This window comes from Bacillus cereus group sp. BfR-BA-01381, from assembly GCF_022663555.1.
Lineage (GTDB): Bacteria > Bacillota > Bacilli > Bacillales > Bacillaceae_G > Bacillus_A > Bacillus_A pacificus.
Window position 1 is genome coordinate 57,187 of record NZ_JAKUFR010000004.1, and the last position, 13,240, is coordinate 70,426.

Here is a 13,240-nt window from a genome sequence, read left to right on the forward strand (position 1 = left end):
TTCACTCTATCTATAATCGACTTATAGATTTGGATTGTTAAGAACGTTCACTTGTACTGCTTGTGAACCAATTTCACTTGTTACAACATTCTTATCGCCTAATACTTTGAATACTAATGTACCTTTGTCAGTGTACTTAGTAGTTAAAGCATCATAAATGTCTGCTTTAAAGTTGTTGAATACTGAATCACTTGATGCTGTTACTGTTACATCACCAAGTTTTTGGTCAAAGATGTCATAATGAGCATTACCATTTGTATCAAGGTAAAGAGTTCCTTTATCTTTGCCAGACTTCACAACACGTACTTTATGTTGTGTTTCTTTTGTTAAGTTAATACCTTTTACGATATCATCAAGGTTACTCTTCTCAAGTTCTAATACAGTACCGATGTTAATTTTCTTCTCCACGAAGTTTTCTGTTTGAACTGGTTTGAAGTCTACAGATTTAATAGCGATTTTCTCTTGAACGATTTCTAATGTCGCTTTACCAGCAGTTGCACCATTTTTCGTTAAGTGGATATCAACTTTACCTGGTTTTAAACCTTTAACAACAACTTTATTTCCAACAATTTCAGCTGTAGCTACTGCTGGATTTTTAGACTCAACTTCATAACCTTCTAAGTTTTCAGGATCAGAATATACGCGATCTGAAGTGTACTTAGATAATTGATACTCAACTGTGTTAGCCACATTTAAGTCAAGTTTTGAATCAGGTGATTCACCGTATTTACCTACTTTAGATACAAGTTCGAAGTTTTTGAATGCAACGTTACCTTCTGTTACGTTCACATATAATGAACCTAGAGTTTCACCGTTAGCATTTTGGAAGTGAACTGTACCTTCGCCTACTTCATTACCTGTAACACCAATTGTTTTTGTACCGATTGAGCCAGCATCAGTTGTTGTTACATCTAAAGTTTTCACTACACCTGTTTTCGGAAGAACTTCTTTAATTGCAGCTGAGTTAGCACCAAATGGATCGCCATATTGGTCAGTTGTTACAAATGTAACAGGTAACTCTTTGTTTTGAACAACTTGTAATTTATCTGGATTAGCTTTTACTGATTTTAACGCACGAGAACCAGTCGTTACTTTGAATTTAACGTCTTTTGTAACGTCGCCTACTTTAATAGTAAGTGTAGCTTCACCAGCAGCTTCAGCTGTAATGTAGTTGTTTACTACAGAGATAATACCGCTGTTTGAAGATTTAATGCTAATTGAGTTTGGATCAACTACTTTATCTTCTCCAGCAATTGTAGCAACTACGTTATGGATTTGTGCTTTCTCACCAACCACTAACGTTTGGCTGTTTAGTTTGAAGTCTTTTCCAGTCAATTTATTACCGTATACTACACCGTTTTTATCTGCATCTACCGCAAATACAGTACTCTTAATTGCAGAAGCTGGTGTATCAAGGTTTTTCACTGAAATAATACCAGTGTTAGAAACAGTTAAACCACCGCGTTTTGTAACTTGAACCTCTACTTTGTAATCACCGTGAGAAAGGCCAACACCAAGTTTACCTGTAGAAGAAGTTGACTTTCCACCCTCAAAGATTTCTGCTGGTGAACCATCTAAGTTATTTGCTACAAATTTGACGTCATGGTTTGCTAAGTTTAAGTACTCAACATCAGCGTTACCTTTTTCGTCGTTTAATTTGAAGACAATTGCTTGACCAGCACGATCATCATCAAATGTAAGTTTTTCTACAGCTAATTTTTTCACTTCGTATACGAATTTCGCTACGAATGATTGATTTTTAACTTTAATGCTTAAGTCTTTATTAGGAGCTACTTTGCCACCAAGTGTTACTACAGCAGAAGTACCATCAGCGCTTGCTTCAATCGCAACAGCTTTATCTCCTTCAAGAGTTACATCATCAGCAGAAAGTTTATCTAAACCAGTACCTGTTAATGTTAATTTCGCTGGTTCAGAAATTTTCACATCTGTTACATATGCTTGTGCATTATCTTTTTTACCATACTTTTTATCTGTTAATGCGATAAATTGAGCTGCTTCTGCACGAGTTACAGTTTTATTTGGCTCCCATTTCGTACCAGTACCTACAGAGATTCCAAGGTTAATTAGGATGTTTGCTTTTTCTTCACCCCAATGTTTTCTTAAATCATCAAATGTTGTAACTAACTCGCCATTAACTTTATCTTTTAAGTTATAAGCACTTACTAACATAGAAGCAAATGAAGCACGGTCAATCTTTCCTTCTGGATAGAAGTTTTCTTTGCCGTCACCTTTAACGATACCAGCTTTTTCAACTGCTGCGATATATTTAGCAGCCCATGTATTTTTAGCATCTTTGAAAGAAGGTTGAGCATTTTCATCAACTGGTAAATTTAAAATTTTAGTGAAGATTACTGCTGCCGAAGCACGATCGATTGATTCGACTGGACCATATGTACCGTCTGGCTTACCTACAATTGCACCTTTATCTACTAAGTAGTTAATAGAATCTTCTGCCCAATGTCCAGCTGGAACGTCTGGGAATGATTTACCTGCTGCTGCTACTGGAGATACAACACCTGCTACCATTGCTGCTGTCATTGTACCTGCGATTACTTTTTTGTAAGAGTTAGTCTTTGCCATTTTATAAATTTCCTCCTTCAGGAATATGCTACTAGTTTCACATCATATTAAATTTGAAAACTAGCTAGTTAGAAAAGCCATAAAACAATAAAAACATAAACAAAAACACTATAATGAAAAGTAGTTCACATAAAAAATGATACAAACCGTTAAATGTAAATATAAGGTTTAAATACCATTTTCTGAAACAAGTTCATCATACTATACAAAACCATTCGTTATCAAGAACTTTCTCAAAAGAAGATTCGACACATTCTGATAATTCTGTCTTTTTATCGTACTATTAAGATATCGATAATACTTAAATATAGAAATGAATAAACTGTTTTCCTATAAACCACTCTCAATGCGCTTCGTATATTTTTCATATCGAATACACAATTGGAATTATAGCACATATTTCCACTTCATCACCTAAATATTTTTTACAACAAATACAATTTTCAGACTATATTCGACTGAAACTATTTCATTTCGACATTATTTTCTTCTTTTCGAATGTTTTTTTAACAGAAAAAGGTGTTAATTTACAAATAATTTACATATCAATGAGGTATTCTTCTATTTTTGAAAGCGCTTTTGATTTGTTTCTCAATAGAGCTACTCCTTTCAACTTCAAATGTATATGAAATAAGAGCAAAATAAAAAGCCTATGATACTCATAGACTTTTGTCTATTTTCTCATAGGCTTTAATTGATCATTTCATGTATCAAATGATTTTTAATTATTTTGTTGCAGGTTTTACTTCTTTAATAGAAACTGCAACTTGTACAGCTTTATCAAATTCTACTTTTTGCTCTTTTCCATCTTTTACAACTGTCAGGTTTTTCACATAGATAGATGTTGCACCTTTTGCACCAACTGTACCATTTTCAGCTACAACATTTGTATCAGCAGAAACGAATTCTACATTAGAAACTGTTGCTTTTGCTGTAGTTGCAGGTACACCATCAACAGATAAGATATTTAAAAGTGCAGCTTTTAAATCAGCATTTGGAGCTACTTCTTTAAGAGATGTGCTTGTAAATTCTACTGCTAATCCTTTAGCAGTTGGTGCTGTATCAACAACTTTGAATGAATGAGTTGTAATTAATTTACCATCTAATACAACTGTTACTTTATAAGTTTCACCAGCTTTTGCACCTTGACCAACAGTAATTACACTGTTATTTTGTACAGTAACTTGTGCATCAGTTGCGTCTACTTCTTTACCTTCTTTGTTTGTTGTTGTTACTTTTAGTTCAGCTGCTTCTGCACCTTTTAATACTAATCCATTTGCATCTACAGGAAGAACTGAAACAGTCATTGCATTCTTTTGGTTTTCCTCAGTAACATATTTATCTAATTCTTTTTCTAAACCACGAACTTCAAATTTAGAGAATGCACCTGGAGCTTTTAATTCTAGAGCTAATGTAGCTTTTGCTTCTTTTTCACCAGATTTTGCAGTTAATACAACTGTATAATTACCAGCTTCTTGGCCCGCTGCATTCAGAACTAATTCTTTGTTCACATATTTAGCTGCTAATTTTTGTTCTTTTAATTCTTTACCATCTTTATCAAGTACTTTCACTGTTACAGGAGCTGTAAACTCTTTACCGTATTGATCTAGTACTGGAGCTTTTACTTTTAAATCTGTTACATCTTTTGTAGAAAGTGCTACATTAGTTTTTTCTAATTTAATTTCTTTCATTGCTTTTTGAGCAAAAGCTTCAATTTCAACTGTTTTTGAAACAAGTTCTTTACCTTTTGAATCTTTTACAGTTACTTTTACTGGTGCTTTTCCTGCAGATAATACAGTTACTTTACCAGTAGCTTTATCTACTACAGCTACTTCTGTGTTTAATGACTCATATTCAACTTTTCCAGTTGTTACTGCATTAAATTGATCTTTCAATTCTACTTGAACGTAAGCGTTGTCGCCTTCGTAAACTTTATTGTTTTGTTTGAAATCTTTAGAAGTAAAGTCAGCTTTATTTTGTTCTGCAACTGTCCAGTTAGAGATTGAAGCTACTGCAGCACCCTCAGCAGAAACTTTTATTTCTTTACTTTCAGCTACTACTTTACCGTCTTTTTTATAAACAGCTTTTACAGTAGTTGAAGTACCTTTTGCTAAAGTGATTTCACCTTTTGCATTAATTTTTTCTGCAGCTGGAGTTACAAATTCAATACCCTCTGGTGAAACAACTTCAGTACCGTTTTCATCTTTAACTGTGAATTGTAATGCAGTTGGCTCATCAGCTACAACTGTTTGGTCAGCCATTTCGATTGTTTTTGCTTCTAAAGAACCTACAGCTACTTCTGTTTTACCAACTTTGTTTACATCTACAGTGTAAGTTTGTTTAGCTGCTAAATTACTATATAATTCAACTGTAGCAGATTTTTTATCTTCTGATAAAGTTACCTCTTTAACTAGTACTTTATCGTTGTTAGCTTTGTTAGTTACTTTGATATCTTCTTTAGTTAATTTTTCAACAGCTTTGCTGAATTTAACTTCTACTTTTTGAGTTGTAACTGCTTTAGCAGATTCAACTGTTGTTGCTGTTGTACCGAACTGCTTGTCAGTCATAGCAATAAATTGAGCTGCTTCTGCTTTCGTTACAGATTTATTTGGCTCCCATTTGTCGCCAGTACCTACAGAGATTCCTAATTTAACTAGGATGTTAGCTTTATCTTTACCCCAGCTATCTTTTAAATCATCGAATTTAGTTTCTAGAGGACCGTTTACTTTAGTATCTAATTTGTAAGCTTCTACAAGAAGAGATGCCATAGAAACGCGGTCGATTTTTCCACTTGGATCGAATTTGCCGTCGCCTTTACCTTTAACAACGCCAGCTTTTTCTACAGCTGCGATGAATGGAGTATACCATTGGCCTTGAGAATCACCGAATGATGGTTTAGCAGCTTTATCGATTGGTAAGTTTAAGATTTGAGCCATCATTGTAGCTGCTTCTGCACGAGTTAATTCTTTTCCAGGCTCGAACATTCCTTTGTCGTTACCTGTAACTGCACCTTTTTCTGCTAAGTAGTTAATAGAATCAATTCCCCAGTGATCAGCTGGAACGTCTGGGAATGTTTTACCTGCTGCTGCTACTGGAGAAACAACACCTGCTACCATTGCTGCTGTCATTGTGCCAGCGATTACTTTTTTGTAAGAGTTAGTCTTTGCCATTTTATATATTTCCTCCTTAGGAATGTAATACTAGTTCCATACTGTTTTAAATAGATATTCTATTTATTTTTGAAACTAGTAGATATAAATGTGGTTAAAGTATTCTTTATACAGAATAATAGAATATCCTGTATTACAGAATCATAAAGAAATCATACACCCTTTTCATCTAATTTAAAACCTTAAATTCGACAAAAAAGTGAATTTTCACAATTCTAAACGACCGTTTTTTCGACTTTCATTTTAAAGGATCCAGATCTCAAAATCAGAATATTTTAAATGAATAGAAAAACGCGTCGGAATTACATTTATAACAAACTTCTTATAACCATTTACAACTATAACAGAAAAACCTTTCCAATTACAACATCTAACTATAGAGATATTACGACATTAATCGACAACTTATTTTTCTATGATTCGACATTTTTATTACCGTCAGATTTTCCGAAATTACCATACCTATTTTTTATCATTTACTAAATAAAACGCTAAGCACCTACATTCAATATATATTAATGTTAAGATTTTTAAACATACATCTTATCTCTCAAACTTCTTTTTTTATGAGCATACGTTTACAATCACTTACGTAATTCGACATTTTTCTACAAATTTATTTTTTCTTTCGACATTTTCTTTTTTCAAAAAATAAAAAAGAGGATGTCCTCTTAAATTAAGATCCCATTCCTCTTTTTTTGAACTCTTTTGAATTCAAGTCACTTATGATGTATCGAGACGCTGTTGAAATTTGCTCTCGTAATTCTTCTACTCTTTGTTCCAATGTTTCTTGTACATATTCTTTTTGTTCTAATTGCTTCGTTGCGACATTATGCAAAGTTTCAGACGTCCAATCACCATCTACATTTCCGATAATCGGCTGATTTACTTGTTGTAAAAATGAATCGATCTTTGGATCATATGAAATACCGACCATAGGAATATTAGCAACCGCAGATAGTATGAGCGCATGAAGTCTCATACCGATTAGAAGCGAACATTCCGACAAAATTGCAATTTTCTCATGAATATCGAGCTTATACGGAAGCATATGAGCTTCTTCTCCCATTAAATTAATAATATCGCGTGATGCATTTTGATCAAATGGTCCATGCATTGGTACGAATAAAATATGGTATCCATCACGCTTAAATTTTTTCAGCGTATCTGCTAGCTTCTTCATATAATCTTCTTTCGCGTCCCAATACCTCACACTAACTGCAATTACTTTCCCTTGAATCGAATGTTTTTGCAACCACTCGGACTTTATTCCTTCTGGTTGACATGCCAATACTGGATCTGGAACTAGTTCGATATCCTTCTTAATACCAATTTCTTTTAAATACAAAAATGAATCTTCATCACGAACTGATATATATTCCGCTTTTGATACTTGCCATTTCACTAATAAACGATTTTGTCTTTTCGTAATTGGACCAATTCCTTGCGCATAAATATAATACGGCTTCTTCAAAAAACGAGCAATTCGCATAATACCTGTATAGTACAAAATACTTTTAATACTCGTTTTATCTTGAAGGAGGCTTCCCCCTCCGCTAATTAAGCCATTACTTCTCTTTATTTCCTTATAAATTGCTCTTATATCCCAGCGATTCACTGCCTCTACACCGTACATTTTCCTTGTATAGTCGGGGTCATTCGAAAGTACAACAAGCTCAAGAGTAGGATCCTCTTCATGTAGCGCTTTAATAATTGATTGCAAAATTGCTTCGTCCCCAACATTATAAAAACCATAATATCCTGATAAAACTAACCGCACTCTTAATCTCCTCCAACATTTCGCAATCAACTTTTTGTCATTCAACAAATCGCTATCAACTCTTTAATAAGAAAAGTTGGATAACTTTAAATTGATTTCTTTCACAAACATACAAATAGCCATACTCATTTATGGACTCATTTACTTACGTAAAAATGGGATTTGCTTTTTGGATATCCAGTTCAACTTTAATGCGCATATGCCATATATGAACAAGGCCACACAAAACGCTACACCACTATATAGTATTGCAATAAGTCTAGAATCTACCACATTTATGAAAGTAGATGTGAAATATAATCCTATACCTACTATACTAGATACCCCAATTACAGCAAAAAATCTCCCCATGTGAATTGAATAAGCCAATTCTTTTCGAATGTATATATAGTTTACGATACAAATCATGATATATATGATAAGTGTACTATAAGCCGCACCAGTTATGCCAAATTGACTTACAAGTACTATATTTAATATGACTTTTACAAAACTCGCTCCAACAACTATCCACGCCGCTTGCTTAGAACGGTTAATTCCTTGCAAAATTCCTATTGATAATACCATAAGTGACGTAAAATACGAACTACCAATTAAAATAGCTAACATTCCGCTCCCTTTCGCATCTGTAAACAATCCAACATTTAACGGGATTGTAAGTGCCATGAGCCAGATTGTTATCGGCGTTGTTAAAACATGAGCAAGCTCATTTGTCCGTTCAATTGTTTGTTTTGCTAACGCTCTATCTTTCTTTGTTAATGCAGCAGTTAACAACGGGATTAACGGAAATACCATCGCACTTGCAAACACGACAATTAATTGTGTAAACGCAAATCCACGACTATATATACCAAATTGTTCTTGAATCGTTGTAGTGGATTCATGCAACATATGTGGAATCGTTACAGAATCAACTAAATTTAACACCGGCATCGATAATGCTCCAACTGCAATTGGAATCGAGACCTGAAGTATCTTTTTTGCATTATCTTTAAAATCTTGTAGTGAATATGTATTACTTTTATAACGATATATACTTTTTACATACTTCATTCTCAAATAAATAAGTGAAGTAATTACTCCAAGGCAAGAACCAATCATTGCGCCGCCTGTTACAACATCACTCTCTTTATTCCAATATACAAATAAAAATGCAATTGCTAACATAAAGAAAACACGAATGAACTGCTCAATTACTTGTGACACCCCGGTAGGAATCATATCTCCAAAACCTTGGAAATATCCTCGATATACCGCCATATATGGTGCGATTAATAACGCAAACGAAGTGACAATTAATGGAAGCCTCGTATCTTGTCCACCAAGCATATTTGCAAACATACTTGATCCAATCATAATAACTGAAAATCCAAGCACTCCAAATATTACTCCAATAATAGATGCTGAAGTAAATAGTTTGGCAATTCCATTCACGTCATTCTTCTCATGAAGTTCAGCGATTAATTTTGATATAGCTAGCGGTACTCCCGCTACCGATAAAGTTAAAGCTATCATATACACAGGAAAAACAAGGCGAAAAATCCCCAGTACTTCATCTCCTGCTATATTTTGTAATGGGATTTGAAAAAAACTTCCCAACACTTTCGATAGAAACGTTGTAATCGTTAAAATCGCAGCGCCTTTCACAAACTTATTATTCATCTTCTAGCTCTTTTCTTTCAATATATAATTTCCATACATATTACAACATAAAACGAGATAGCTATATTCTTCTCTTTTTTGAAAAAATTCACTTTATCTCATTTAGCTATCATACCAAATTTCTTATACATTGAATACTCTCTTTCTTTCTATGTTTTAAATATAGTATGTACAATAACGCCTTATTTATATCCAGTTATTTCTTCAATTTACTACTTCTACTTATTCGGGATAAACATGTGCTATAATGTAGCTATTGTCAGTAAGAGGAGTGTTTACAACATGCTGAATTCGGTAAAAAAGCTGTTAGGAGATTCTCAAAAGAGAAAACTAAAAAAATATGAACAACTTGTTCAAGAAATTAATAATATGGAAGAAAAAATATCTGATTTATCTGATGAAGAATTGCGTCATAAAACGATTACATTTAAAAACATGCTTCGTGACGGAAAAACAGTGGATGATATAAAAGTTGAAGCGTTCGCTGTTGTACGTGAAGCAGCAAAACGTGTACTTGGATTACGCCACTACGATGTGCAGTTAATTGGTGGCCTTGTACTATTAGAAGGTAATATTGCAGAGATGCCAACTGGTGAAGGAAAAACATTAGTTTCTTCTCTTCCAACATACGTACGTGCTCTTGAAGGAAAAGGCGTTCACGTTATTACTGTAAACGACTATTTAGCAAAACGAGATAAAGAATTAATTGGCCAAGTTCATGAATTTCTAGGTTTAAAGGTTGGATTAAATATTCCTCAAATCGATCCTGCCGAAAAGAAACTTGCTTACGAAGCTGATATTACATACGGTATTGGAACAGAATTTGGCTTTGACTATCTACGTGATAATATGGCCTCTTCAAAAAATGAACAGGTACAACGTCCTTATCATTTTGCTATTATTGATGAGATTGATAGCGTTTTAATTGACGAAGCAAAGACACCTCTTATTATCGCTGGTAAGAAATCAAGTAGCTCTGATTTACACTATTTATGCGCAAAAGTTATTAAATCATTCCAGGATACTCTTCATTACACATACGATGCAGAATCGAAATCTGCTAGTTTTACAGAAGACGGTATTACAAAAATAGAAGATTTATTTGATATCGATAACCTATATGATTTAGAACATCAAACTTTATATCATTATATGATTCAAGCATTACGAGCTCATGTCGCTTTCCAATGTGATGTTGACTATATTGTACACGATGAAAAAATTCTACTTGTAGATATTTTCACGGGTCGTGTTATGGATGGTCGCTCTTTAAGTGACGGTTTACACCAAGCTCTTGAAGCAAAAGAAGGCTTAGAAATCACTGAAGAAAATCAAACACAAGCATCCATTACAATTCAAAACTTCTTCCGTATGTATCCAGCACTATCTGGTATGACAGGTACAGCAAAAACGGAAGAAAAAGAATTTAACCGTGTATATAACATGGAAGTTATGCCGATTCCGACAAACCGTCCGATCATTCGTGAAGACAAAAAGGATGTCGTATACGCAACAGCCGATGCTAAATATAAAGCTGTACGTGAAGATGTTCTAAAACACAATAAACAAGGACGCCCGATTTTAATTGGGACAATGTCTATTTTACAATCAGAAACCGTTGCTCGTTACTTAGATGAAGCAAATATTACATATCAATTATTAAATGCAAAAAGTGCAGAACAAGAAGCCGATTTAATCGCAACAGCTGGACAAAAAGGGCAAATTACAATTGCAACGAATATGGCCGGACGAGGTACTGATATTTTACTAGGTGAGGGTGTTCACGAACTTGGTGGATTACATGTAATTGGTACAGAACGCCATGAATCAAGACGCGTTGACAATCAGCTAAAAGGTCGTGCCGGTCGTCAAGGAGATCCAGGCAGTTCTCAATTCTTCCTTTCTTTAGAAGATGAAATGCTAAAACGTTTCGCACAAGAAGAAGTCGAGAAATTAACGAAATCACTGAAAACAGATGAAACAGGACTTATTCTAACTTCTAAAGTCCATGACTTTGTGAACCGTACACAATTAATTTGTGAAGGTAGCCATTTCTCCATGCGTGAGTACAATTTAAAGTTAGACGATGTAATAAATGACCAACGTAACGTAATTTATAAATTACGTAATAACTTATTACAAGAAGATACAAATATGATTGAAATTATTATTCCAATGATTGATCATGCTGTAGAAGCCATTTCTAAGCAATATCTTGTAGAAGGTATGCTTCCAGAAGAATGGGATTTTGCTAGTTTAACAGCAAGTCTAAACGAAATTTTATCAGTAGAAAACATGCCATCACTATCAGCGAATAATGTACATTCACCGGAAGATTTACAATCCGTTTTGAAAGAAACATTATCTCTTTACAAAGAGCGCGTAAATGAGCTAGATAGTCATACTGATTTACAACAGTCGCTACGATATGTTGCCCTTCATTTCCTAGATCAGAACTGGGTCAATCACTTAGATGCAATGACCCACTTAAAAGAAGGCATCGGACTAAGACAATATCAACAAGAAGACCCTACTCGTCTTTATCAAAAAGAAGCTTTAGATATCTTTTTATACACATATGGTAATTTCGAAAAAGAAATGTGCCTCTATGTTGCAAGACATTTAGGTGTTCCTGAAAACGTACAATAACGAGGTGAAAGATTATGTTATCATTCCTAAAAAAAGCTAAGAAAAATGGAAAAGATACGACTGTCTCTAGTAATCAACTATTCGGACAAGAAAGCACAAATACTGAAAATAAAACTGTAAAGCCAACGCTTTACTTCCACCCTAGCTGGGGTGCAGTAGGACAAGAACAAAAATACATTTATCAATTTTTACATAAAGAACTACCACGTTTAGAAGAATATCAAATTTCTTTATCTGGAATTGAGATTGAAAAGCGTGATAACGGTTATGACGTAGCTGTATTTATTCGCAGCACTGTTCCGAAACCAATTTCTTTCGAAGAAGTTACATTAATTCTTCTAAATAAAGAGAAAAAATTATGCGCGCGAAAAACATTTAACCTTTCTGCATTAGGAGATATTCCTGCAAATGTAAATATGCCGTTTATCTTTACATTTGAGCAAGAAACCATTACAGATGCTGAATTATCGCAAACGGATTGGGAATTAGCGTTCGAACTTGAAAGTAAGCATGTATTAGATTTAGATCCATCTTGGGAAGCTCAGTTACCTGAAGCAAGTAAAGAAGCTTTACGTAATTTCGTAGACAATTTAACACCTCCAAATGATGGTGAAATTAACTTCCTAGGTCTGCAAGCTGCACGAAAAGAAAACGGCGATTTACATACAACGCTTCTTATTCGTAACGGTTGTAAAGACAACATTCAACTAGAGCAACTTCCTCTTCATATTGAAGATGCCACAGGTGCAGTTGTTGTTAAAGGCGCTTTCACATTACCGAACCTTGAAATTAAAGCGAACACTACAAAACCATGGTCATTTGTCTTCCCTGCTTCATCTATATTAAAAGAAGATATGGACCTATCTTCTTGGAAAGCACTTGTACCACAAGACTAATCATAGAGAGGCTCGCCTCTCTTACTTTTTTTCATACAAAAAGCCTGTTCAAAAAGATGGTCATCACACCTCTTTGGACAGGCTTTTTCTTTATGTAAAATTTATTTCGTTACGAATAAACGTTCAATATGATATTCAGCTTCTAATTTGCACATTTCATCTGCATGCTTCACTTTATTTCTTTTTAATTGCTCCACTTGTTCTTCGCTCGGTTTTTCATTAATAAGCTCATTAATTTTTTCATTTACTTTCATTGCTAACGCTTGATGGAAATCTGGATGTCCTTTCAACTCATCATCTACTTTATTGATCCAAGTTGATTTTGTGTATAAATACTGTTTCCACTGTTCAACAAATTGTTGCATATCAAACTTTTCTTCGTTCCATTCAATTTCTTTCATATACTTCTCAAAAGAAACAACAATTGAGCGTGTAATCCCAATCTTCACTCCGTGTGGTAACTGTTTGTACATCAATTATTC

At 34.2% G+C, this 13,240-nt stretch carries 7 protein-coding genes; 2 read left to right on the top strand and 5 right to left on the bottom strand.

Going from position 1 to position 13,240, the window contains the following annotated elements:
- Positions 1 to 21: 21 nt before the first annotated feature.
- The 4 genes from MR079_RS02490 to MR079_RS02505 all read right to left on the bottom strand — a co-directional run bounded on the left by MR079_RS02490 (position 22) and on the right by MR079_RS02505 (position 9,213).
- Positions 22 to 2,601, bottom strand: a complete 2,580-nt coding sequence (locus tag MR079_RS02490; protein ID WP_139868944.1) for an S-layer homology domain-containing protein — start codon at positions 2,599 to 2,601, stop codon at positions 22 to 24.
- A 725-nt stretch (positions 2,602 to 3,326) separates the two neighbouring features.
- Positions 3,327 to 5,771: an S-layer protein Sap gene (gene sap, locus MR079_RS02495; protein ID WP_139868945.1), complete on the bottom strand. Its 2,445-nt coding sequence runs from the start codon at positions 5,769 to 5,771 to the stop codon at positions 3,327 to 3,329.
- Positions 5,772 to 6,447: 676 nt separating this feature from the next.
- Positions 6,448 to 7,551, bottom strand: a complete 1,104-nt coding sequence (gene csaB / locus MR079_RS02500) for a polysaccharide pyruvyl transferase CsaB (protein ID WP_098229159.1) — start codon at positions 7,549 to 7,551, stop codon at positions 6,448 to 6,450.
- Between the two features lie 141 nt (positions 7,552 to 7,692).
- On the bottom strand, positions 7,693 to 9,213 hold the full coding sequence (locus MR079_RS02505; RefSeq protein WP_242293443.1) for a putative polysaccharide biosynthesis protein: 1,521 nt from the start codon (positions 9,211 to 9,213) through the stop codon (positions 7,693 to 7,695).
- Between the two features lie 282 nt (positions 9,214 to 9,495).
- Between MR079_RS02505 and secA2 the strand changes: the two genes are divergently transcribed.
- Both secA2 and MR079_RS02515 read left to right on the top strand, forming a co-directional pair.
- The gene (gene secA2, locus MR079_RS02510; protein ID WP_242293444.1) at positions 9,496 to 11,862 is read left to right on the top strand and encodes an accessory Sec system translocase SecA2; all 2,367 of its coding nucleotides are present in this window, start codon (positions 9,496 to 9,498) and stop codon (positions 11,860 to 11,862) included.
- Between the two features lie 14 nt (positions 11,863 to 11,876).
- Entirely contained in the window at positions 11,877 to 12,758 is an 882-nt protein-coding gene (locus MR079_RS02515; RefSeq protein WP_000948199.1) for an accessory Sec system S-layer assembly protein, read from the top strand.
- Between the two features lie 101 nt (positions 12,759 to 12,859).
- On the opposite strand, the gene MR079_RS02520 is transcribed toward MR079_RS02515, so the two are convergent.
- A complete protein-coding gene (locus tag MR079_RS02520) occupies positions 12,860 to 13,231 on the bottom strand; it encodes a hypothetical protein (RefSeq protein WP_000278023.1) in 372 nt (123 codons plus the stop codon).
- Between the last annotated feature and the right edge of the window lie 9 nt (positions 13,232 to 13,240).

What these genes read in the sequence shown, in the direction of transcription:
- MR079_RS02515 (WP_000948199.1), top strand. Translation starts at nt 11,877, where the DNA reads ATGTTATCATTCCTAAAAAAAGCTAAGAAAAATGGAAAAGATACGACT.
- secA2 (WP_242293444.1), top strand. Translation starts at nt 9,496, where the DNA reads ATGCTGAATTCGGTAAAAAAGCTGTTAGGAGATTCTCAAAAGAGAAAA.
- MR079_RS02490 (WP_139868944.1), bottom strand. Translation starts at nt 2,601, where the DNA reads ATGGCAAAGACTAACTCTTACAAAAAAGTAATCGCAGGTACAATGACA.
- sap (WP_139868945.1), bottom strand. Translation starts at nt 5,771, where the DNA reads ATGGCAAAGACTAACTCTTACAAAAAAGTAATCGCTGGCACAATGACA.
- MR079_RS02520 (WP_000278023.1), bottom strand. Translation starts at nt 13,231, where the DNA reads ATGTACAAACAGTTACCACACGGAGTGAAGATTGGGATTACACGCTCA.
- MR079_RS02505 (WP_242293443.1), bottom strand. Translation starts at nt 9,213, where the DNA reads ATGAATAATAAGTTTGTGAAAGGCGCTGCGATTTTAACGATTACAACG.